Annotated in this window: 10 protein-coding genes; 4 read left to right on the top strand and 6 right to left on the bottom strand. The window is 69.4% G+C overall.

The genetic code is table 11. From position 1 onward, the window contains the following. Positions 1–42 precede the first annotated feature (42 nt). From QSK45_RS22215 to QSK45_RS22190, 6 genes are all read right to left on the bottom strand, one after another. The gene (locus tag QSK45_RS22215) at positions 43–6,270 is read right to left on the bottom strand and encodes a non-ribosomal peptide synthetase (RefSeq protein ID WP_285559532.1); all 6,228 of its coding nucleotides are present in this window, start codon (positions 6,268–6,270) and stop codon (positions 43–45) included. 127 nt (positions 6,271–6,397) lie between these two features. After that, positions 6,398–7,405 (bottom strand): class I SAM-dependent methyltransferase, encoded by a 1,008-nt coding sequence (locus QSK45_RS22210; RefSeq protein ID WP_285559530.1) that lies wholly within the window; start codon positions 7,403–7,405, stop codon positions 6,398–6,400. Between the two features lie 26 nt (positions 7,406–7,431). Next, entirely contained in the window at positions 7,432–8,610 is a 1,179-nt protein-coding gene (locus QSK45_RS22205) for a nitric oxide synthase oxygenase (protein ID WP_285559528.1), read from the bottom strand. Positions 8,611–8,628: 18 nt separating this feature from the next. Next, the gene (gene txtE, locus QSK45_RS22200) at positions 8,629–9,885 is read right to left on the bottom strand and encodes a 4-nitrotryptophan synthase (RefSeq protein WP_285559526.1); all 1,257 of its coding nucleotides are present in this window, start codon (positions 9,883–9,885) and stop codon (positions 8,629–8,631) included. 12 nt (positions 9,886–9,897) lie between these two features. Next, positions 9,898–10,116 (bottom strand): MbtH family protein, encoded by a 219-nt coding sequence (locus QSK45_RS22195; RefSeq protein ID WP_285559524.1) that lies wholly within the window; start codon positions 10,114–10,116, stop codon positions 9,898–9,900. Next, entirely contained in the window at positions 10,100–20,341 is a 10,242-nt protein-coding gene (locus QSK45_RS22190; protein ID WP_490993600.1) for a non-ribosomal peptide synthetase, read from the bottom strand. Before QSK45_RS22190 ends, QSK45_RS22195 begins: the two co-directional genes overlap by 17 nt. Before the next feature lie 618 nt (positions 20,342–20,959). On the opposite strand from QSK45_RS22190, the gene coaD reads away from it, so the two are divergent. The 4 genes from coaD (at position 20,960) to QSK45_RS22170 (ending at position 24,623) form a co-directional block, all read left to right on the top strand. After that, entirely contained in the window at positions 20,960–21,430 is a 471-nt protein-coding gene (gene coaD / locus QSK45_RS22185) for a pantetheine-phosphate adenylyltransferase (RefSeq protein ID WP_285559522.1), read from the top strand. Positions 21,431–21,481: 51 nt separating this feature from the next. Beyond that, a complete protein-coding gene (locus QSK45_RS22180) occupies positions 21,482–22,408 on the top strand; it encodes an ornithine carbamoyltransferase (RefSeq protein ID WP_285559521.1) in 927 nt (308 codons plus the stop codon). Positions 22,409–22,978: 570 nt separating this feature from the next. Beyond that, a complete protein-coding gene (locus tag QSK45_RS22175) occupies positions 22,979–23,107 on the top strand; it encodes a hypothetical protein (RefSeq protein ID WP_285559519.1) in 129 nt (42 codons plus the stop codon). 88 nt (positions 23,108–23,195) lie between these two features. After that, positions 23,196–24,623, top strand: a complete 1,428-nt coding sequence (locus QSK45_RS22170) for an argininosuccinate lyase (protein ID WP_285559518.1) — start codon at positions 23,196–23,198, stop codon at positions 24,621–24,623. Positions 24,624–24,627: the final 4 nt, after the last annotated feature.

Below are 24,627 nucleotides of genomic sequence, written 5' to 3'. Positions count from 1 at the left end.
CGGTCCCGCGGGCACTCGTGCGTCCGTCGTGGTGGAGGTGGCTCATCGCTGCCCACGGGGCCGCAGCCTGGGCCGGGCGGTGGCGTTCGCGCGCCTCGTCTCGTCGAGCCGGCCGGCCAGCCGGATCACCGTCGGCCCTTCGAACAGATCCGCGAGGGAAAGGTCGACGTCCAAGGCTGTCCGTATCCGGCCGACGAGTCTGGTCGCGGACAGGGAGTGGCCGCCGAGTTCGAAGAAGTTGTCGTCGATACCGACGCGCTCCAGGTCCAGTACGTCCGCGAAGAGACCGCACAGGATCTCCTCGACCGGGTCACGGGGAGCACGGCCGCCTCCGCCGCCGAACTCCGGCGCGGGCAACGCCGCCCGGTCGACCTTGCCGTTGACCGTGAGCGGCAGGGCACCGAGCACGACGAACGCGGACGGCACCATGAACTCCGGCAACACCGCCGAGACCGAACGCCGAAGCACCTCCACATCGACATCGCCGCCCTCACCCGGCACCACATACGCCACCAGACGCTTGTCCCCCGGCCGGTCCTCACGCACCACGACCACGGCCTGGGCCACCGCCCCGTCACGCAGCACCACCGCCTCGACCTCACCGGGCTCGATCCGGAACCCCCGCAGCTTCACCTGCGCGTCGGCCCGCCCCACGAACTCCACCACTCCGTCCCGGCCCCACCGCGCCAGGTCACCCGTCCGGTACATACGCCGCCCCGCCCCACCGAACGGATCGGCGACGAACCGCTCCGCGGTCAGACCCGCACGCCCCACATACCCCCTCGCCAGATGCGACCCCGCCACGTACAACTCCCCGACGACGCCCGGCGGGACAAGGCGCAGGGCCTCGTCCAGGACGTAGATACCGGTATGGGCGAGCGGGGTTCCGATGGGCAGCGCCCCCGAATGCCCCGTCGTCCTGTCCACCCGGTGCACCGCGACGAAAACGGTGGTCTCGGTCGGGCCGTAACCGTTGTGGACGGTGATGTCCGGGCAGTGGGCGAGCACCCGGCGCACCGCCTCCGCGGACACCACGTCCCCGCCCGCCCACACCTCCCGGACCTCGCGGAAGCCCTGCGGGTTCTCCTCGGCGAGCACGTGGAACAGGCCCGCGGTCAAGAACAGCGCCGGCACCTTGCGCTCGGTCAGCAACCGGCCCAGCGCGGTCGAGTCCAGCACCCCGGGTGGCGCCACCTCCACGCACCCGCCCCGCAGCAGCGGACCCCATATCTCGATGGTCGACGCGTCGAAGGCCAACGACGAATACTGGAGCATCCGGTCGGCCACGCCGTTGCCGAACACCTCGTCCCGCACCAACTCGGCGATGTTGCGGTGCGTGTTGGCCGACCCCTTCGGCACTCCCGTCGACCCGGACGTGAACATCACATAAGCGAGCTGGTCGGGATGCACCCGCACGTCCGGCGGTGGCGTCACGGAGTCACCCGGCCGCCACCGTTCCAACGGTGGCACCCGCACCACCGGTACCCGGTCCGGCAGCTCCGAGCCGGACACCTCACCAGCGGTCAGCACCATCGACGCCGATGCCTGCCGCAGGATCTCCTCGATCCGGGCCCTCGGGTACCGGGTGTCCAGGGGGACATAAGCCCCACCGGCCTTCAGCACCGCCAGCATCGACACCAGCACCTCGGCGCTCCGGTCCTGGAACAGGGCGACCCGGGTCTCGGGACCGACCCCGGCCGCGACGAGCCGCCGGGCCAGACGGTTCGCCTGCTCCTCGAACTCGGCGAACGTCAGCACGCGCTCACCGCACACGACGGCGGGCGCGTGGGGCCGGTCAACGGCGTGCGCCCGGACGACCTCCGGCAAGGACGCCGTCGTCCCGGCCGGAAGCTCACCCTTGCCGGCCCCCGACAGCCACCGCCGTTCGCCGGGAGTGAGCACATCGATGTCGCCGATCGACCGGTCCGGCGTCTCCACCACACCGGCCACGAACCGCACGAGTCGTTCACCGAACGCGCGAACGGTGGCTTCGTCGAAGATGTCGGTGGCGTAGTCGATGCTCAGATCCAGACCACCGGGCCGCCCCGCCTCCAGCCGGTGCTCGCGGAAGTTGACCGTCAGGTCGAACCGGGCCACGCCGGCGGGGGTCTCCTCCGCGTCCGAGGCCAGGCCCGGCATCGCCGGTCCGGGGATGACCGCGTCGGCGAGGGTGAGCATGGTCTGGAAGAGGGGGTGGCGGGAGGCGGAGCGTTCCGGCCTCAGTTCCTCGACGAGGCGGTCGAACGGCAGGTCCTGGTGGGCCCAGGCGGCCAGGTCGGTTTCCCGGACCCGGGCCAGCAGCTGCCGGAAGCTGGGATCACCGCTGGTGTCGGTGCGCAGCACCAGCGTGTTGACGAAGAACCCCACCAGCTCGTCCAGGACGACGTCGTGCCGGCCGGCGACCGGTGAGCCGAGCGGAATGTCGGTCCCGGCGCCGCTGACGGTGAGCACCGCGGCGGTGGCCGCCTGGACGGCCATGAACAACGAGGCGTCGCATGTGCGGCACAACCGCACCAGCCGTTCGTGCACGGCGGCATCGACGCGCAGGTCGACGCGGCCGCCCCGGTAGGTCGCCACCGGCGGCCGGGGCCGGTCGGCCGGCAGTGTCGCGTCCAGCGGCAGACCGGCCAGCGCGTCCCGCCAGAAGGCCGTCTGACGTGCCATCGCGCTGCCGGGATCCCCGGCGTCGCCGAGCACTTCCCGTTGCCACAACGCATAGTCGGCGTACTGCACCGGCAGCGGCGCCCAGTCCGGCGCCCGCCCCTCCACCCGTGCCGCGTAGGCCGTCGCCAGATCCCGCAGCAGCGGCGTGTTCGACCACCCGTCGGAAGCGATGTGATGCACCACCAGCGACAACACGCACGCGTCCGGACCGGTTTCCACCAACGTGGCCCGCACCGGCACCTCCCGCGCCAGGTCGAACTCGTGCCGCGCCAACTCCCGCAGCACCGCCCCCGACTCGGCCTCGGACGTCACCACGACACGAAGGTCCAGCTCCACCTCGGCAGGCGCCAGCACCCGCTGGACCGGGCCGGTCTCGCCCACGGGGAACACGGTCCGCAGACTCTCGTGGCGCCCCACCAGATCGACCAGCGCGGCCGCCAGCGCCATCCGGTCCACGCCCCCGCGCAGCCGGATCGCCAACGGGATGTCGTAGGTCGCCGAGCCGCCCTCCAGCTGCGCCAGGAACCACAACCGCTGCTGTGCGAAGGACAACGGCAGGACGTCCGGACGGGGTACCACCGGTGCCAGCGCCGGCCGCCCGGCCGACTCGCCCACCGCGACCGAACCCGCCATCCGCGCGACCGACGGGCAGCCGAAGACCTCCCGCACCGTCACCTCGACACCGAACGCCGCCCGTATCCGGCTGACGAGTCTGGTCGCGGACAGGGAGTGGCCGCCGAGTTCGAAGAAGTTGTCGTCGATACCGACGCGCTCCAGGTCCAGTACGTCCGCGAAGAGACCGCACAGGATCTCCTCGACCGGGTCACGGGGAGCACGGCCGCCTCCGCCGCCGAACTCCGGCGCGGGCAACGCCGCCCGGTCGACCTTGCCGTTGACCGTGAGCGGCAGGGCACCGAGCACGACGAACGCGGACGGCACCATGAACTCCGGCAACACCGCCGAGACCGAACGCCGAAGCGCCTCCACATCGACATCGCCGCCCTCACCCGGCACCACATACGCCACCAGACGCTTGTCCCCCGGCCGGTCCTCACGCACCACGACCACGGCCTGGGCCACCGCCCCGTCACGCAGCACCACCGTCTCGACCTCACCGGGCTCGATCCGGAACCCCCGCAGCTTCACCTGCGCGTCGGCCCGCCCCACGAACTCCACCACTCCGTCCCGGCCCCACCGCGCCAGGTCACCCGTCCGGTACATACGCCGCCCCGCCCCACCGAACGGATCGGCGACGAACCGCTCCGCGGTCAGACCCGCACGCCCCACATACCCCCTCGCCAGATGCGACCCCGCCACGTACAACTCCCCGACGACGCCGGGGGGAGCGGGGGCGAGGAACTCGTCGAGGACGTAGAGCGCGGTGTTGGCCATGGGACGGCCCAGGTGGAGCGCCGCGACCGGGCGGGTCCGAGGTTCGAAGGTCTGGTAGCTGCAGAAGACCGTCGTCTCCGTCGGACCGTAGACGTGGACGACGGTGGTGTCCGGGCAGGCGTCGAGGACCCGGCGGAGCGCCGCGGTCGACAGCACGTCGCCGCCGGTCCAGATCTCACTCACCGCGGCGAGGGCCTCGACGTGCTCCTGTGCCATGGCGTCGAACAGGGCGGTGGTCAGATAGAGGGCGGTGATGCCGTGCTCCGCCACGGCTCCGGCCAGATCGCCGAGGTCGATCTTGTCGCCGGTCAGGACCGTCAGACCGCCGCCGTGCAGCAGCGGCACCCACATCTCGTAGGTCGAGGAGTCGAAAGCAGGCGGCGAGTAGGCGAGCACCCGGTGGTGCCGCGCCGCGTCCCAGCAGGGGTCGAGGGCCAGCTCGGCCACGTTGCGGTGCGTGTTGGCGACGCCCTTGGGCGTACCGGTGGAGCCCGAGGTGTACATCACGTACGCCAACTGGTCCGGATGCACGTCGACGTCCGGTGCGCCAGGGTCGCCCGCAAGGGCCGCGTCCTCGCCCGCCGGGATGCGAGCCAGCGGGATGTCGCAGGTGAAAGGCAGGTCGGCCGGGTGGCGGTCCGTGAGCAGCAGTGTTGCTCCGGCGTCCGCGACGATCCAGGCGAGTCGCTGCGCGGGCTGGCGCGGGTCGAGCGGCACATACGCCGCGCCCGCCTTGAGCACGGCCAGCTCGGCGACGATCAGTTCGGCGGAGCGGCCCATGTAGAGGGCCACGTTGTCACCCGGCCTCACTCCGAGGCCGATGACGAGGTGGGCGAGCCGATTGGAGGCCGCGTCCAGGTCGGCGTAGGTGAGCGCGCGTCCCTCGCAGACGACGGCGACGGCGTCCGGCGTCCGGGCCCGCTGCTCGCCGAACAGGTCGTGCAGCGGCGCCCGCGGAAGCGGCGCGGCGGTGTCGTTGTAGTCGACGAGCAGGCTGTGGCGCAGGGATTCGCCGAGCCAGTCGATGGCGCCGACTCGCACTTCTGGTTCGGTGGCCACCACGGCCAGGGCGCGGGTGAGCAGGTCGGCAGCGGTACGGGCCGTGCCGGCCGCCAGCCGGTCGGCCCGGTGGACCAGTTCGACGCTGGGCTCGCCGTCGTGGGCGGTCCGCACGACGAGCGTGGCGGCGTGGTGCGTGGTGTCGCGCAGCCGTACGCCGGTCACGGCCAGGCCGGCGGGCTCGTCGCCCCGCGCCTCGCCGAGACCGAGCGAAGCGGGATCCCAGCGACGGGAGTCGACGACGACCGCGGTGTCGAAGACGGCGCCCGCGAGCCCCGACGCGTCCTCCAGCGTCGCGGCGGCCGCGTGGCGGTGGACGGCCAGGAGCCCGTTGCGTGCGTCGGCGCGCCGGACGACGTCCGCGAACGTGTCGTGCGGCGCGGCCGCGATCCGGACGGGAAGGTCGTCGGCGTCGCCGAGGACCGCTTCCCGGCGGTTCTTCAGTTTCATGCACACCAAGGCCCAGACGGCCTGGTAGAGCGCTTCGGGTGTGACGCCGAGACGGCCGGGAAGCGAGCCGAGACCGGGTGGTACGGGCACGGACAGCGACTCGAGGCGTCGCCGCGGCCCTCCGTTCGGGACGGTCGCGGCCGAGTGGCCGAGGAGACAGGGTTCGTCGAGGCCGCGCAGCGCTTCCCGCCACGCGATGTGTGTGTCGGCCTGCGACGGCCGTCCTGCCTCCGCCGTCCCCCGCGACGTTCCGTGCGCCCCGTCCGGCAGGTCCCCGCCGAGCATGGCGGCGAGGACGTCGTAGGCGGCCTGGAGGGTGAGCACCGCGCGATGGCCGGTGAGGACGAGGTGGTGACGCGAGCCCTGCCCCGTCGTGACGACCACCAGCCGCAGCAGAGGTTCGTCACCCGTGGGGTCGAAATCGCGTTCCCATTCCTCGTCCGCCACCCGCTGGACCGTCGCGTCGGCCTCGGCGCCCACCGAGACGTGTCGCCGAACCAGTGGCAGCCGGGCCTCAGGGCGGGCGACACGCACCGCGCCGCCCGTGGCGTCGCGGTCGAAGCGGGCGAACAGCCCGGGACGGACCCCGGCGATCCGGCCGGCGCGGGCGTGGAGCTCCCCCGGGTCGAGGCGGCCGTCCACGGTGAGCACGACCTGCGTGGTGTCGAGGCCACGTAGGTCCCGCTCGGCCTCCGCATGAAACAACAGACCCTCTTGGGCAACCGTCACCGGCAGGGGCCTTGCGTCGTGCGGATCTGGCATCTTGCCACCTTCTCGGAGCGTGGTTGTCTGACGGTGTGCGGCGTGCGTCGAACTGGCTGCGCCAGTCAGGTCACGCGGGTTCGAGCTCGAAGATGACCTCTCCGACCGTCATGTCGATCACATGCTTGTGCCGCAGTCCCCAACCGCTTTCCGCGAACGCGGACTCCCAGTCGGCGACGGTGGGGAGGAATGTGCCCATCATGTCGTGGGCCACCTCGAAGCCGAGGGTGAAGACGGGAAGCTCGTGGTCGGGGGTGCCGACCGTCCTCGTCGCGTCGCCGAGCAGGAAGCGCCTGACGTCGGGGAACAGCTCACGAATGCGGGCGAGGGTGGCGACGCAGCGTTCCCTCGGCCAGAAGTCGTGCCCCATCATGAAGCACGTCAGCAGTTCGACCTCGGTGAACTCGGGACGCCCGTCCATGGTCCGCACGTCGGCGGTGACGAACGTCAGACGGTCGGCCAGCCCGGCACCGACGGCGTCCGACTCGGCCACCTTCAGCGAGTCGGCGGCGATGTCGATGCCGATCCCGTTGGCCCCCGGATGGCGTTGCAGCATCTTGATGAGCCGATCGCCGCTGCCGCATCCCAGGTCGGCGATCATGGTGGGATCGAAGTCGATCCCGTCGACGGCCGACCAGAACCAGGGGTCGTAGGTGAGGGCGTTGATCTCGCGGCACGCATAGGCGACCGCCGCCGGGTCTCGCGGATCGAGGTCGCCCCCGCGGTTCTGGTTCTGGAGCACCAGCGGCATCCGGCGGAACAACTCCGCGCTTCCCCTGGAGAGCCAGTGGAAGAACGATCGTGTCTGCTGGATCTCGGCGAAGTCCGCCGCGGGGGTCACCCTCGTGCCGTCCCGTTCCACGATCTTCACCGCGGCCAGCGCCCTGAACATCGCGAGGGTCGACACCGGGTCCAGGTCGTTGCGGGCCGCGAACTCGTGGGCGTCCAGTACCCCCTTGTCGCGCAGCTCGTCCAGCGCGCCCAGCTCCCAGGCGGCTGCGATGGCCGAGGCGGCCACGGCCGAGTTGTAGAGCTGTGCCGCTACCTTCCACGAGCGGGCCTGCTGGGCCTCGATCATTGCTGTCCTCCTGATTGCCGTGGTGGTCAGTGCGCGTGCGGGCATTGCCCCCGACCGCGGGCCCGAGCCTCGTCGTCGAGGTAGAAATTGGGGCGCTGCTCGATCTCGTCGTAGTAGCGGTGGAAGACAGGCGTGATGCCGCCGGAGATCGGGGGAACGATCCAGCTCCAGTCCGCGGACACCGTGCGGCCGTTCCGCTCTTCCCGGGCCAGGTGGTGGAGGAAGAGGCGGGATTCGGTGTGGTGGTCGCTGATCGTGACACCAGCGGCGGTGAAGGAGTGCAGTACGGCGACGTTGAGCTCGACCAGCGCGCGATCACGCCACAGGGTGGTTTCGCTGCTGGTGTCCAGGCCGAGGCATTCGGCGATGGTCGGCAACAGGTTGAACCGGTCCTTGTCGACCAGGTTGCGCGCGCCGATCTCCGTGCCCATGTACCAGCCGTTGAACGGGGCCAGGGGGTAGTCGACTCCTCCGATGCGCAGGCGCATGTTGGAGATCGCCGGCACCGCGTACCAGCGCAACGCCAGGGAGGCGATCTGCGGATGGTCCGGGTGGGTGATGGGCACTTCGCGGATCAGGTCGGACGGCAGCTCGAAGAGCTGTGGCTTGTCGTCCGCGGTCTCGATGACCAACGGCAACACGTCGAAGGGACCTTGGGGGGCCGACCAGCCCAACTCGCGGACGACGTCGGTGAAGTCGACGTACGCCGCGTCACCGAGGACGGTCCCGTCCTGCCGGCGGTAGCCCGCGTACCTGATGAGCTGGTCGTTCCACACTCTGGGGGCAGGCCGCTCGGGGGTGTCCGGGGCAAAGATCGAGATGACCGGGCGGATGCGTCCGGCGTTCGTCGCCTGGCGCAGGTGCTCGCAGAGGTCTCGGTGAATGTCCTCGGGCGTCGTCGCGTCCCGCCGGTCCACCACGCGAAGACTGTTCCAGTAGGCCCGGCCGATGCAGCGGCTGGAGTTGCGCCAGGCCACCCGGGCGCCGAAGGCCAGCTCCTCGGAGGTGTGCCGGTAGGTGCCCGTGGTATCGATCTCGGCGACGACCTGCCCCAGACGCGCCGCGAAGGGGACAGGCTGCTCAGGCTGCTCGGCGTGGAACTGACGGAGGAACTCCTCCGCTTCGTCGGGGTCGGCGGTACCGCCGGCCCCGACGAAGCGGACGTGACGGTCAGGAGCGCTCGCCAGGAGCGGTTCGGTGTCCATGGGCTTCCTCGGGGCTCGTCAGCCCAGGCTCAAGGGAAGGGACCGCAGCGACCGGAACTCGAGGTTGCTGTTCCAGTCGGGCTTGCCCGCCAGCCGGATCATCGGGAAACGCTCGAACAGGGCGACGAAGAACCACCTGATCTCGAGGCTGGCGATCTGCCGGCCGAGACACGCGTGCGGCCCGAAGCCGAACGACAGGTTCTTGCCGCTGTTCTTCCGGTCGAGGTCGAACTTGTCCGGGTTCTCGAAAACACCGGGGTCCCGGTTCGCCGCCCCCAGGAACAGAGCGACCCGCTGTCCCTCCTTGACGCGGACACCGCGCAGTTCCACGTCCGTCGCCGCGACGCGCCACGTGAACTGGTTCGACGCGTTGTAGCGCACCACCTCGTTCGCCACGTTGTCGACGCACGCGGGGTTCTCCAGAAAGCGTGCGATCTGGTCGGGGTTCGTCGCGAATGCGAGCGTGCCGCTGCCGAGGGATCCCGGCGTCGTGGGCGCGAACAGCGCGATCAGCAGAAGGACCAGCTGATGCACGGTCTGCTCCGGCGTGACCTCGGTCTGGTCCGCGAGTCCTGCCGCGAGACGGGCGATGACCGTGTCCGCAACGACCTCGCCCCGCTTCCCCTGAACGAGTTCGAGCGCGTAGGTGTGCAGGTCCGTGAGGTGTTCGAGCAGGTGGTCGAGCTCCACCGGCTGCTCCTGGGGCCCCGACCAGTAGGTCATCACCTTGTTCACGCTCGGCACCACGGCGTCGAGGTCCTCTTCGGGAACTCCGAAGGCGTGCACAGCGGCGTGCACGGGAAGCTTCTCGGCCAGCTCGGCGACGGCGTCGATGACCTTCGCATCGTCCGGGACGCCGGCTATCAGCTCGTCGGCGACACGCTTGATGACCTGGCTGTAGTGCTCGTGGGCCGCCCGCGTGAAGCCGGGGAGCGTGGATTTCCTCAGCGCACCGTGACGCGGAGCGTCCGTGTACATCATGACGTTGCTGGTGAACCGATGGTAAATGTTGTCGGCCGGAAGTGTCCGACCGTCGAACTTGCCGCTGAGGATCTCCTCCATGCGTTCTGCCTTGAACCGGGGGTCCTGCAGCACGCTCGCGCAGTCCTCATGCCTCAATACGGCCCACGCGTTCAAACCCTCGCACCAGTGGACCGGCTCCCGCTCCGCGAGGTCCGCGTAGACGGGGTAAGGGTTCGGGATGATCTCAGGATTCGACAGCGGTGACGGGTTTCCCACGGAATGCTCCCTGCGAGATTGATACGAACGGTTCACTTCGGATTTCGGCTACCGTGCCGGGTTGTTCATGGCGTCGACCAGGCTCTTGGGCCGCATGTCCGTCCACGTTTCTTCGATGAAGTTCACGACCGACTGCCTGTCCGACGGACCGCGAGTCACACTCCACCCTGCGGGGACCTCGATCGTGGCGGGCCACAGCGAGTACTGACCCTCCTCGTTCACCAGGGCGTAGTATTCGATATCGTCCCGCTCAAACGGATTCGTCATGCCTTTTCTCCTCCAGCTCGGAAACTCTGGCCACCAAGGTTTTGGCGATGATCGACAACGGTTCGGGGGCCATCATTTCCCCGTGTGCGCAGTCGATTCCGTATACGTGCACCTGCCCGGTGCAATACGGCGCCCACAGTGCTGCGGCGTCTGCTGAACCCCGCTCATCGCCGCCGGCCGCGGAATAAAGGTGCAGGTCTCCGGACATGCGGCCGACCGAACGAGGAAGGCTGCCGACCCGAGCCGAGTTCAGGGCTACCTCAAGAACTCTCTGCACCTGCTCCTGCGCCAAAGACCCCAGCGTGCTCATCTTCTCCTGCATGACCGCAACGGCCTGGTCCATGCTGGGGCGTTCTCCCAGGCTCCCGGCCTCCGCCCCGAAGGCCTCCATGATTACCTTGAGAACGGCTTCGGGGCGTGCGGATTCATCCCGCAGAGGAGCAGGGTGCGGAGAAGAATCGAGCATAGCAAGAAACTCGACGTCATAGCCGCGGTTTTGCAGTTCCACCGCCATCGCATGGGCAGTGGTTCCGCCGAGAGACCATCCGACCAGGCGGTACGGACCATCCTTCTGAATCGCGAGGATTTCGTCGACATAGTCGCGCGCCATTTCCTCGACGGACTGAGGCAGGGGGGATTCGTCGTTCAGACCGCGGGCCTGGATCCCGTACAACGGATAGTCCGGTCCGAAGTGCTGGAGCAGCCCGGAATAACACCAGCTCGTACCGCCGACCGGGTGCACGCAGAAGACGGGGAGACGCCTTCCGGTGGAGCGGAGCGGAAGGACGGGGCTGAGTGCGTCACCCGCGGGCGGGAGACGCAGTTGCCGGCTCAGGGCGGCCACGGTGGGAGCCTGGAAGAGCGTGCGCACGGAGATCTCGGTGTCCAGCACCGCGCGGATGCGGCTGAGCAGACGGGTCGCGAGCAGAGAGTGCCCGCCCAGGTCGAAGAACCCGTCGTCGACGGACACCTCCTCGACACCGAGCACCTCGGCGAACAGTGCGCACAGCACCTTCTCGTGTTCCGTGCGCGGAGCCCGCCCGTGGGCGGTGGAGTAGTCCGGCGCGGGCAGCCGCCGGCGGTCGAGCTTCCTGTTCGCGGTCAGCGGCAGCGCCTCCAGCACGACCACCGCCGAAGGCACCATGTACTCCGGCAGCACCGCCGCGGCGCGCTCGCGTACCGCGGCCGGTTCCACCGCCGTGCCGGCGGCCGCGACCACGTACGCGACGATCCGCTTGTCGCCGGGGCGGTCCTCCCGGACCACCGCGACCGCCTGGCCGACCTCCGCGTCCTTCAGCAGCACCGACTCGATCTCACCCAGCTCGATGCGGAACCCGCGCACCTTCACCTGGTCGTCCACCCGCCCCAGGAACGCCAGCCGGCCCTGCGCGTGCCACCGCACCAGATCGCCGGTGCGGTACATCCGCGACCCCGCCGGACCGAACGGATTCGCCACGAAGCGGCCCGCGGTCAGCCCCGGCCGGTTCAGATACCCGCGAGCGAGCCCCGCACCCGCGACGTACAACTCACCCGCGACTCCGACCGGCACCGGCCTCAGCTTCTCGTCCAGCACGAACACCCTCGTGTTGGCCACCGGACGGCCGATAGGAATGTCGTCCGCCTGCTCGCCCTCGGTGAGCCCCTCGAAAATCCAGGACGCCACGTCGACGGTCGCTTCCGTCGGGCCGTACGCGTTGACCATCCTTCGGCCCGGCGCCCAGCGTGCCACCAGCTCGGTCGACAGCGCCTCGCTGCCCGTGACCAACACCCTCAGGTCCGGCAAGCGCGTGTGGGGGACGCTGCTCAGCACCGCGGGAGGGATATGAGCGTGAGTGACCTCGTTCTCGCGCATGAAGTCGCTGAGGGAGTCTCCGTAGAGCGTCGCCGGAGGGAGTATCAGCCGCGCCCCGGACAGCAGCGAGAGGCAGTACTCGGAAACGGTCACGTCGAAGCTGAGGGAGGCGAACTGGAGGACCCTGCTGTCGGGGTCGACGTCGTAGCGGTCGGCCTGGTTGGCGACGAGGCTCGCGATGCCGCGGTGGGTGACGGTGACACCCTTGGGGCGTCCGGTGGAGCCCGAGGTGTAGATGACGTAGGCGGGATGGGCCAGGGACAGCGGTGCGCGACGGTCCCGGTCGCCGGGGTCGGTGCTCGGCCGGGCGGCGAGGAGGGTCTCGACGGAGGGATCGTCCAGTGCCAGCGCCTCGGTGCCGGCGGGCAGGCCGGGTGCCGTACCCGCAGTGGTGATCACACACACGGGGGCGGCGTCGTCGAGCATGAACGCGATCCGCTCGGACGGATACTCGGTGTCGATCGGCAAGTACGCCGCACCCGCCTTGAGCACCGCCAGCAACGCCACGATCATCCGCGCCGACCGCGGCATCGCCAGCCCGACCACGTCCTCGGGGCCGATGCCGCGGTCGATCAGGTGGTGGGCGAGGCGGTTGGCCCAGGCGTTCAGTTCGGCATAGGTCAGCTCGGTGTCCTCGTGGACCACCGCCACGTTGTCCGGCACCGCCGCCGCCCTGGCCTCGAACAGGTCCGGCAGCGTGGCCGCGGGCACCTCGCGGTCGGTGTCGTTCCACTCCACCAGCATCCGCCGCCGCTCCTGCGGGGTGAGGATGTCGGCCTCGCTGACGCGGCCCTCGGGGTCGTGGGCGAGGGCGGTGAGCATGCGGGTCATCCACCGGCACACGCTCTCCGCGGTGTCCCGGTCGAACAGGTCGGTGGCGTACTCCAGCGTCCCGGCCAGTCCGCCGCCCCGCGCCTCCCCCACGGTCAAGGCGAGATCGATCTTGGCGCCGGACTGCGCGATCGGCCACTCGCGGACCTCCAGATCATGGAGGGAGGTGTCGTGCTGGTCGTTGTTCTGGAGGACGAGCATGACCTGGAAGAGGGGGTGGTGGGACAGGCTGCGGGGTGGGTTGAGGATCTCGACGAGCCGTTCGAAGGGGAGGTCCTGGTGGGCGTAGGCGGCCAGGTCGGTCTCGCGGACCCGGTCCAGCAGCTCGGCGAACGTGGGATCCCCGGAGGTGTCCGTGCGCAGGACGAGGGTGTTGACGAAGAAGCCGACCAGGCCGTCGAGGGCGTCGTCCCCACGCCCGGCCACCGCCGATCCGATCGGAATGTCCGTGCCCGCGCCGAGACGGGTCAGCAGCGCGGCGAACGCGGCCTGCAAGACCATGTACAGGGTGCAGCCGCGGGCCTTGGCCACCTCGGTGAGCCGTGTGTGCAGCTCGGCGTCGACGGTGAAGGAGACGCCGGCACCGCCGTAGCCGGACACCGCTGGGCGGGGCCGGTCGGTGGGCAGTTCCAGCAGTTCCGGTGCCCCGGCCAGGGCTTGGCGCCAGAAGGCGGACTGCTGCTCCAGCACGCTGTCCGGGTCGCCCTCCTCGCCGAGCATCTCACGCTGCCACAGCGCGTAGTCGGCGTAGTGGACCGGGAGTTGCTCCCACGCGGGCACCTCTTCCCGGCAGCGGGCGGCGTAGGCCGTCGACAGGTCTCCGATCAGCAGCCCCGTCGACCAGCCGTCACTGACCATGTGGTGCTTCAGGAGCAGCAGCACGGACTCGTCCTCGGCCAGGGTGAACAGCCACGCCCGCAGCAGCAGATCGGTCGCCAGGTCGAACTGGTGGCCCGCCGCGGCCTCCAGGGCCTGGTCCAGGCCCTGCTCATCGACAGCGGTGACCTCCAGCTCCGGTACCGCCTCGGCGGCGGGGAGCACCCGCTGGAAGGGTTCACCGTCCTGCTCGGGAAACACCGTGCGCAGGGCCTCGTGCCGGCCCACCACGTCGGACAGCGCCGCCCGCAGCGCGGGGACGTCCACCCGCCCCGACAGCCGCAGGGCCAACGGGGAGTTGTAGGTGGGCCCCTCCATCTGGGCCAGGAACCACAGCCTGCGCTGCGCGGCGGACAGCGGCAGTACGGCCGGACGAGGTCGCGGTCCCAGGACCGGCCGGGTACCGCCGGTGTCAAGGTTGCCGGCGATGCCGGCCACGGTGGGCGCCTGGAACAGGTTCCGGATGCTCAGCTCCGCGCCCAGCACGGCGCGGATCCGGCTGATCAACCGGATCGCGAGCAGGGAGTGCCCGCCCAGGTCGAAGAAACCGTCCTCGATGCCGACGTCGCCGACACCGAGCACGTCGGCGAACAACCCGCAGAGGATCTCCTCCTGAGGAGTCCGCGGCGCCCGGTAGGTGCCCTCGCCACCGTACTCCGGCACGGGCAGCGCCCGCCGGTCGAGCTTCCCGTTCGGTGTCAACGGCAACGCGTCCAGCACCACGAGCGCCGACGGGACCATGTGCTCCGGCAGCCGCCGGGCCGCGAAGCCACGCAGATCCGCCGCGTCCGGCGCACCACCCTGCCCCGGCGTCACATAGGCGACCAGACGCCTGTCACCCGGCCGGTCCTCACGGACCAGCACCGCGACCCGGCCGACCTCCGGATGCGCCGCCAGCGCGGCCTCGACCTCGCCCAGCTCGATGCGGAAACCCCGCACCTTCACCTGGTTGTCGGTACGGCCGACGTAGGCCAGCTGCCCGTCCCGGTTCCACAGCCCGAGGTCGCCGGTGCGGTACATGCGCTCCCCGTCACCCCAGGGGTTGGCGACGAACCGCCCAGCGGTCAGGCCGGGCCGATGGAGGTAGCCGCGGGCAAGCCCCGAACCCGCCAGGTACACCTCTCCCACCACGCCGGGTGGCACCGGCCGCAACGACTGGTCCAGCACATAGACGCGCGTGTTCCAGAACGGACGACCGACCGGCACCGCGCCCGGACCGAGGGACTGCCCCGGGGCGATGCGGAACTCGGTGCTGTTCACCGTGGCTTCGGTGGCACCGTAGGCGTTGACCACGGTGAGTCCGGGATGCGCCGCGCGTATCCTCCGCAGCGCATGGCCGGTCAGCGTCTCCCCGCCGAGGATCAGGGTTCCGGACGGGGAGACTTCCTCCGGCAGGTGCTCGAGTATCGCGAGGTGGGACGGCGTGACCTTCATGAACGAAGGACGGCCGGCCTTCCCTGCGTGTTCGTCCAGTTCGGCCAGGATCACGCGCCCCCCACTCACCAGGGGTGTGTAGAGCGCGGTGACGGTCAGGTCGAACGCGATGGACGAGTTCACCAGCGCCGTTCCGGCCGCGTCGGGGTACACCTCTCGCGCTCGGAGCAGATAGCCCCCCAGAGCGGCGTGTTCTATCACGACGCCCTTGGGCTTCCCGGTGGAGCCGGAGGTGTAGATGACGTATGCCGGGGCGGCCGGTTCCGCGGGTCCCTCCGGGTCGGTCTCCGGGTAGGCGGTCAGGTCGGGTAGCTCGTGCAGGGTGAGTACCGGGCGCGCGTCGTCGATCACGTCGTCGATGCGGTCCTGCGGGTGGTCGAGGTCGATGGGCAGGTAGGCGCCGCCGGATTTCAGCACGCCGAGGACCGCGACGACGAGGTCGATGGAGCGCGGGAGTGCCAGGGCCACGAAGTCCTCCGCGCCCACCCCCTGGTCGATCAGGTGGTGTGCCAGGCGGTTGGCGCGGGCGTTGAGTTCCTCGTAGGTGATCGCGGTGTCCTCGAAGACCACGGCGGTGGCCGTGGGGGTGCGGCGCACCTGGGCTTCGAACAGTTCGTGGACGCACTGCCGGGGAAGGTCGACCGCCGTGTCGTTCCACTCGACCAGGACCCTGTGCCGTTCCTGGTCGGAGAGCACGTCGAGGTGGCCGGGAACCTGGTTCGGATCGGCGGTCACGGCGTCCAGCAGGCGGCCCAGCCGGGCGGCCATCGCCTCGATCGTGTCCTGGTCGAACAGGTCCGTGGCGTAGCTGAAGACCGCGGTGAGCCCGGCGGGAGCCCCGGACTCGTCGTGGGTCTCGGCGAAGGCGGCGGTGAGGTCGAACTTCTCGGCGCTGTAGGTGGGAGGTTCGGCGGTCACCTCCAGGCCGGGCAGTTCGAGGGTGGCCTCGTCGTTGTTCTGCACCACCAGCATGATCTGGAACAGCGGGTGGTGGGCGGTGGACCTGGCCGGGTTGAGAATCTCCACCAGTTGTTCGAAGGGGACGTCCTGGTGAGCGAACGCGGCCAGGTCGGTCTCGCGGACCCGGTCAAGGAGCTCCGCGAAGGTCGGGTCGCCCGAGGTGTCGGTGCGCAGCACCAGGGTGTTGACGAAGAATCCCACCAGGTCGTCGAGAGCGACATCGGTGCGGCCGGCGACCGAGGTCCCGATCGGAACATCCGTCCCCGCGCCCAGCTTGCTCAGCAGCGCGGCCAGTCCGGCCTGCAACACCATGAACAACGTGACGTGATGGGCCGCGGCCAGTTCCTTCAGTCGCGCGTGGAGTTCCGGCGGGAGACTCCATTCCACGCGTCCGCCCCGGTGGCTGGCCTCGATCGGCCGCGGCCGGTCGAAGCGCAGCTCCAGCTGCTCCGGCACTCCCGCCAACGCGCCGGCCCAGTAGGTCACCTGTTCGGCGATCCGACTGCCGGGATCCTCGGCGGCGCCCAGCAGTTCCTTCTGCCACAGGGTGTAGTCGGCGTACTGCACCGGCAGGGCGGACCACCGGGGCTCACCACCTCCGCACCGGGCCTCGTAAGCAGTCGCCAGGTCACGCATCAGCGGGGCCAGGGACCAGCCGTCGGTGGCGATGTGGTGGACCACCAGTACGAGTACGTGCTCCCGCGCGCCGACGCCGAACAAGAACGCTCGGACCGGCAGCTCGGCCGACAGGTCGAAGACGCAGTGCTCGGCCTGTCTCACCGCGGCGGCCAGCGCGTCCTCGTCGGCACAGTTCCGCACGTGCAGCTCCGGTACCGCCTCGGCGGCGGGGAGCACCCGCTGGAAGGGTTCACCGTCCTGCTCGGGAAACACCGTGCGCAGGGCCTCGTGCCGGCCCACCACGTCGGACAGCGCCGCCCGCAGCGCGGATGTGTCCAGCGCGCCTCGCAACCGCAGGCTCAGCGGCGCGTTGTACGTCGCGCTCGGCCCCTCCATCCGGGCCAGGAACCACAGCCTGCGCTGCGCGGCGGACAGCGGCAGTACGGCCGGACGAGGTCGCGGTCCCAGGACCGGCCGGGTACCGCCGGTGTCAAGGTTGCCGGCGATGCCGGCCACGGTGGGAGCCTGGAACAGGTTCCGGATGCTCAGCTCCGCGCCCAGTACGGCGCGGATCCGGCTGATCAACCGGATCGCGAGCAGCGAGTGCCCGCCCAGGTCGAAGAAGCCGTCCTCGATGCCGACGTCGCCGACACCGAGCACGTCGGCGAACAACCCGCAGAGGATCTCCTCCTGAGGAGTCCGCGGCGCCCGGTAGGTGCCCTCGCCACCGTACTCCGGCACGGGCAGCGCCCGCCGGTCGACCTTTCCGTTCGGTGTCAACGGCAACGCGTCCAGCACCACGAGCGCCGACGGGACCATGTGCTCCGGCAGCCGCCGGGCCGCGAAGCCACGCAGATCCGCCGCGTCCGGCGCACCACCCTGCCCCGGCGTCACATAGGCGACCAGACGCCTGTCACCCGGCCGGTCCTCACGGACCAGCACCGCGACCTGGCCGACCTCCGGATGCGCCGCCAGCGCGGCCTCGACCTCACCCGGCTCGATACGGAAACCCCGCACCTTCACCTGGTCATCGGTACGACCCGCGAACACCAGCTGCCCGTCGTGGTTCCACCGGACCAGATCACCGGTGCGGTACATCCGCTCTCCCGGCGCCCCGAACGGACAGGCGACGAAGCGCTCGGCCGTCATACCCGGCCAGCCCAGGTAACCCCGGGCCAGGCCCGCACCCGCGACGTAGAGCTCGCCCGTGACGCCCACCGGCACCGGAAGCAGCTGTTCGTCGAGCACGAACACCTGCTTGTTCACCAACGGCCGCCCCACCGGGACGACCCCGCGCTCGACATCGCGCCCCGTGGCCGGGTGGGTCGTGGAAAGCCCCATGTTCTCGACCGGGCCGTACCCGTTGAGAACCCGCAGTCCCGGGGACTCGCGCAGCGCCGCGGCCACGTGTGCGACGGACGCGGCTTCGCCGGCCGTCATGATGTAACCGACCCGGTGAAGGACCTCCGGCTGATGTTCGACCAGAAGGTTGAAGAGACTGGCCGACACGTGCAAGGCGGTCACGCCGTGCCGGTTGATCGCCCGGACGATGCCGGGGACGTCCAACTTCGGTTCCGGGTACAGCACGACCGTGGAACCGGCGAGCAGTGGCGCGAGCAGCTCCACGGCGAATCCGTCCCACGACACCGGTGAGGTCTGCAGCCACACGTGATGGGGCCCGTGGTCCACGTACTCCTGGCCGAGGAACGTTCCCACCAGGGCCCGGTGGGGAGTGAGCACTCCCTTGGGCCGGCCTGTCGAGCCCGACGTGAACATCACACACGCCACCGACTCCGGATACCCGGCCACTCCGGGATCGGAGTCCGGCCGCTGCCCGATCCGCTCCGCCGAGGAGTCCACCCGGACGAAGCTCACACCCGGCCAGGAAGCCCGAGCGGCGAGTGCCGAGTCGGCGATGACCACACGGGCACCGGCGTCCTCGACCACCGAAAGCAGCCGGTCGACGGGGAAGCCGGTGTCCAGCATCGTGTAGGCGCCGCCGGCCTTGAGCACGGCCAGCACCGCGACCACCAGCTCCACCCCGCGATCCAGGTGGACGCCCACCACCTCGTCCGCGCCCACCCCGTGGTCGATCAGGTGGTGCGCCAGGCGGTTGGCGCGGGCGTTGAGTTCCCCGTAGGTGATCGCGGTGTCCTCGAAGACCACGGCGGTGGCCGTGGGGGTGCGGCGCACCTGGGCTTCGAACAGTTCGTGGACGCACTGCCGGGGTACCTCGACTTCGGTGCCGTTCCACTCGACCAGGGTCGTGTGTCGTTCCCGGTCGGAAAGCGGGTCGATCCCGGTGACCGGGGACTGCGGTTCGGCGGCCGCCAGCCGCAGGACACGCACCAGGTGGTCCGCGAGGGAGTCCGCGGTCGTCTGGTCGAAGATGTCGGTCGCGTACTCGATCTGGCCGGTGATCCCCGCGGGCGCGCCGGTGGCGTCGAACGCCTCGCTGAAGCTGACCACGAGGTCGAACTTCGCGACCTCCGTGCGGATCTGTTCCCGGGACACGACCAGGTCAGCGGTCTGCGGCCAGGCCACCGTGTCCGACTGCAGAACCAGCATCACCTGGAACAACGGCTGCCGGGACGCCGACCGGTGGGGAGCCAGATCCTCCACCAGCAGGTCGAACGGCACGTCCTGGTTGCGGTACGCGCCCAGATCCGTCTCACGGACCCGGCGCAGCAACTCCACGAAGGACGGGTCCCCCGACAGGTCGGTCCGCAGCACCAGGGTGTTCACGAAGAACCCGACCAGATCCTCCAGCGCCTCATCGGTACGCCCCGCCACCGCGGTGCCGACCACGACGTCGTCCCCCGCGCCATGCCGCTGCAACCAGACCGCCAGCCCGGCCTGCAGCACCATGAACAAGCTGGCGCCCTGCCCTTGCCCCAGCCGCGTCAACGCCCGGTGCAGGTCGGCGTCGAGGGCGAAATGGGCCAGCCCGCCGTGGTGCGTCGGCGCCGCCGGGTACGGCCGGTCGACCGGCAGCGTCAGCTCCGGTGGCGCCCCCGCCAGGGTCTCGCGCCAGTACGCCAGCTGTTCCGCCCCTACCTGCGCCACCAACTCCTCGTGCCACACCGTGTAATCGCTGTACTCCACCGGCAACGGCACCCACTCCGGCGCCGTTCCCCGGCACCGAGCCTGGTACGCCTGTCCCAGATCCCGCGTCAGCGGCGCCAGCGACCAGCCGTCGCATGCGATGTGATGCATCACCAGCACCAGCACGTGCACCTGGGGCGCCGGCCGGAACAGGTACGCCCGCACCGGAACGTCGCACGCCAGGTCAAAGGGACGCGCCGCCACCTCGCTCATCACCCGCGGCAGTTCATCAGCGGCCACGTCGCTCAGCCGCAACTCGACCCGCGCCTGGTCCGGCCGCAGCACCTCCTGCCGCGGCACCCCGTCCTGCTCCGGGAAAACACAGCGCAACGCCTCGTGCCGCTCCACCACGTCGTTCAGCGCCGCTTGCAGGGCCCCCACGTCCAGGCCCCCGACAAAACGCAACCCGAACGGCACGTTGTACGTCGCCCCAGGCCCCTCCAACTGGCCGAGAAACCATAGCCGCCGCTGAGCGAAGGACAACGGGAACACAGCAAACCCCCAGATAATAGGCCCAGTCACGGCCACACCCGGCGTGCTCACGCACACCGTCGCGCCAGTGCCGGTCCCCAGTAACGTCAGACAAATCGCAGTGCGTGATGGCTGTGCCCTCGGGAATCCCGGTCGACCCGGAGGTGTGCTCACCTACGCGAGGTCGTCCGCAACTCCCTGAACGCGGCGAAATCCCCGGTCAGCCACACCGCATCGCGATCGGACCGCGCACGGTCAGGCTGAACGGTTCCGCAGGATTGCCCTGGCGCAACGGCACGCATCGGCCACGGCTTTCACCAGGGCCGGCCTTGTCCAGGCAGAAAGGGATAGCGTCCGTCGAGAACGCCACAGAATGCCGCACACCGCCGAAGCGTGCCTCGGACGTGCTTCGATCAGGCCGTCGCCAGCGGGGCTCTTTCAATGGCCCAGCGCCGCGACGATCTCCCGCAAACGTAAAGAACTGTGTGCCCACAGTAAAATTTTCGACCGCAACCAGCAGCCGCCCCCATGACGCCCCCCTTGTTCCTCTCAGAACATAAAGCAGAAGCAAGCGGGACCTTCTTACGCTGAGATTGACAGCAACCGCAAGTAGGTCTCCCATATGATTTGGGTCACTCCCGGTCCGGGCGGGTTCCACAGTCCGCGGGAGCGTCGCCTTTGATACGGTCCGACATCATGAAACGTGTGGTCTACCCGGGCTCTTTCGATCCAGTTACAAATGGACATATCGACATAATCGGGCGTGCCGCCGCCGTGCACGACCACGTCGTGGTGAGCGTGCTGGTCAACATCAACAAGAAGTGCCGATTTACCTCGGAAGAACGCTTGGACATGCTCCGCGAGGTAACCGCGGACCTGGACAACGTGAGTGTGGAATCATTTGACGGACTGCTCGTGGACTACTGCAAAAGGGAGAAGTTCACGCTGGTCGTCAGGGGACTGCGCACGATCAACGACTTCCAGGGCGAGATGCAGATGGCGCAGATGAACTACAGTCTCGCCGGGGTGGAAACCGCGTTCTTCATGATGAACCAGAAATACAGCGTCTCATCCAGCCTGGTCAGGGAAATCCTCGAACTGGGTGGCGATGTGTCTCATCTGATCCCGCCGGCGTTGCTGGACAGGATGAAGAACAACGTCACCTGAGACGGGGTGAACGTGTGGCACGACGCTTCTTTAGGGGGACGAAACACCGTCATGCGCAATCTGATCTCTCTGTCTGATCTCACCCCGGACGACCTGGCGCGCATCGTCGGACGCGCCGTGCGATTCGGTCGCGACGGTGTCCGGGAGCGGACTCTCGCCGGCCGCGCGGTCGGCATCTACTTCAGCAAGTCGTCGACCCGTACCCGGACGTCCTTCTGGTCGGGGGCGACCCGCCTCGGCGCGGACACCATCACCTACGGCCCGGACGACCTCCAACTCGTCACCGGGGAGACCCCCGAGGACACGGCGAGGGTGCTCGGCCAGTACCTGGACGCCCTGGTCGTCCGTACCAACGGCCCGGTCGAGGAGATGCGCAGACTCGGCTCGAGCAGCCGCCTCGCCGTCGTCAACGCGCTCAGCATCGAGGAGCACCCCACCCAGGCCATCGCCGATCTCGCCACGCTCACCGAGGAATTCGGCAGCCTGGAGGGGCGCCATGTCCTGTGCGTCGGCGAAGGGAACAGCTCCGGCTCCGCCCTCGCGCTCGCCGCCGCTCTCACACCCGGGTTGCGGCTCACGTTGCTGTGCCCCGCCGGGTACGAGGTGCCGGACGAGGTTCTCTCCGTCGTCGATCGTCTTGGCGACGGCCGCGCCGAGGTCGAGCAGATCACCAGCCCGGCGGATGTGAAGGGGCCGGTCGACGCCGTCTACACCAGCCGCTGGCAGACGATGGGGGTGGCCAAAGAGGACCCGAATTGGCTCGCCGCGTTCGAGGGGTTCCGCATCGACGGCGAGTTCCTGGACCGGGTCGGCGCACGGCACACCGTCTTCCTGCACGACCTGCCCGCCGTGCGCGGCCAGGAAGTCACGGACGACGTCCTCGACGGAGCGCAGAGCCGCGCGTGGCGCCAGGCACACCACAAGATGACCGCGGCCATGGCCGTACTGGAATGGTGCATGACGAGCGAGGTTCGCTGAACCCCGTCGGGTGATCCCCGGGAATGAGCAGGGGGCGGGTGCCGGTGAGGATAACCAGTGCGGCCCCACTGCGTTTTTTCCGGGAGATTCGTCATGGCCAGGGGGCCTGATACCAGGAGATATCAGCAGTCTGCGGGGATCGATTGGATCGCCGAACGCCGCGGTCATTCCGGGGCGGCCTTCGCCGTGCGCGCATATCGTCAGCCGATCCATGGCCGGCCGGCAGAGGGCTCTCGTGAGGACCTTGACATCACCGCAAGGCCGCTTCTACGGTCCGCGTGATCCGTAGCTTCGGCCCGGGGCCGTTGTCTACCGTTCTTGGGGGTTTGTTTTGGGGGGAGACCTCGGCGGCAGTATCGGGGGCCGGGACAGCAGACGGATCCGGCGCGATATCGGGTTTCTCCGTACAAGGGGACCATTCACCGGGTTTCGTCCCACGCGGACGCGAAGGCCGAGCGTTGTCGCGGGCCAAGGGGGAAAAATGAACATATCGGAACAAGAGCCGGCGGGCACGGCCAGGGCCTTGTACGTCTTCGGGTGGGTTGATCCGGCAATGCGGACGTCGGTGCGGTGTTCGCCATAACCGTTCGCAGCTGGTGCGACACGGCCGTATCCGAGATCGAGATCGTCGACATGGCGTCGAGGGACTCGGCCACCGGCCGACTTCTCGCGATCACGGCCATCGAGATCGAGGTATGAATGGACCGCGATGCCTGTTGAAAAAGCACGGCCGACTCGACTGAGTGGTCGAGTGAGTACCGGCCCGAGTCATCTGCTCCGCACGGAGGTGCTGGACCCGCAGTTCCAGGCAGAGGTGAACAATCTGCTGCCGCACTACGTGGCGATCGAGAAAGCCCTGGTCTCGGAGTACGTCCGCATGGGACTTCTCTCCGAGGGAAGTGCCCACGAGATCAACACGCTCCTGGACTCCGTCGATCGCGACTCGATGATCGAGCGGAGCGCGGCCAGCATGAGCGACATGGCCTTCACCCTGGAGCGGCACGTCGAGGACGGCCTCGGCGAGCCGGTTCCGGCCTGGCACGTCGATCGCAGCCGCAACGACTACCAGGCATGCGCGCAGTTGCTCTTCGGACGTTCCCGCCTGCTCGACGCCGCCGCCACACTGCTGGAGTTCGGCCGTGCCGCGCACCGGCTCGCCGGGCGTCACACCGAACACCCGATGCCCGGCTACACGCATCTGCAAGCGGCACAGATCATCTCGCCCGGCTTCTACCTGGCCGCTTTGTCCGAACAAGCCCAACACACCGCGCGCCGACTCCTGTTCACCTATGACAGCATCGACGCCTGCCCTCTGGGAGCGGGGGCGATGTCAGGCCAGACCTTGCCCTGGGACCGCCGGCGCCTCGCGCGATCGCTGGGATTCCAACGGGTGCAGCCGCTCGCGCTGACCTCTGTCGCGCATCGCGGCTGGACCGTCGAGATCACCGGCGAGTTCGAGATCCTCGGCGTGCAGTTGAGCCGGTTCGTCACCGACCTGATGGCCTGGGGCAGCAGTGCCTACGGGTTCCTGGACCTGCCGGACGAGTTGTCCGGAATCTCCTCCGCCATGCCGCAGAAGAAGAACTTCCCCGTCTTGGAGCGTATTCGGGGACGCCTGGCACATCTGTCCTCGACGCACCTCGACACGGTGCTCGGGCAGCGCAACACCGCGTTCTCCAACTCCGTCGAAGTCTCCAAAGAGGCCGGCACCGAACTGCCGCGCGCCTTCGACGCGTTCGAAAGCGCGCTGCGGCTGTTCACGGTGGTGCTGGACAACGCGCGATTCGACGTCGACCGCATGGCCCGCGCATGTGAGAAGGAGTTTCTGGGCGGCTTCGCGCTGGCGAACCGCCTCACCCTCGACGAGGGCGTGCCGTGGCGGTCGGCGCAGGTGATCGCGGGACGGTACATCGTGATGGCCATGGACGCGGGCCTCGAACCGGCGCGGACGGACCCTGATCTCCTGACCAGGGCCGCAGCGGAGAACGGACACCGTCTGGCCGACCCGCACGCACTGCTGCGCGACGTGTTCGACGTGGCGGGAGCTCTGTGGTCGATGAACTCGGCGGGATCGACCCATCCCGAGGCCGTCGGTGAGGTGCTCGCGGCGCAGGAGCGAGAACTCGAACGGCTCGCGCGGGAGTGGGGTCGTCGGAGGGCGCGAAGCCAAGGGGGAGGCAACGGAGTTGTCCAGTCCGGACACGAGGGGGGTTGAGCGG

It is taken from the genome of Streptomyces hygroscopicus subsp. hygroscopicus, from assembly GCF_030269125.1.
In the GTDB taxonomy this organism is placed as follows: domain Bacteria; phylum Actinomycetota; class Actinomycetes; order Streptomycetales; family Streptomycetaceae; genus Streptomyces; species Streptomyces hygroscopicus_C.
Note: the sequence above shows the minus strand (reverse complement) of the source record. Positions and strands in the feature narration are given on the sequence as shown.

Excerpts from the sequence above, each read along its gene's own strand:
- QSK45_RS22205 (WP_285559528.1), bottom strand. The coding sequence starts at position 8,610 with ATGGACACCGAACCGCTCCTGGCGAGCGCTCCTGACCGTCACGTCCGC.
- QSK45_RS22195 (WP_285559524.1), bottom strand. The coding sequence starts at position 10,116 with ATGACGAATCCGTTTGAGCGGGACGATATCGAATACTACGCCCTGGTG.
- coaD (WP_285559522.1), top strand. The coding sequence starts at position 20,960 with ATGAAACGTGTGGTCTACCCGGGCTCTTTCGATCCAGTTACAAATGGA.
- QSK45_RS22210 (WP_285559530.1), bottom strand. The coding sequence starts at position 7,405 with ATGATCGAGGCCCAGCAGGCCCGCTCGTGGAAGGTAGCGGCACAGCTC.
- QSK45_RS22180 (WP_285559521.1), top strand. The coding sequence starts at position 21,482 with ATGCGCAATCTGATCTCTCTGTCTGATCTCACCCCGGACGACCTGGCG.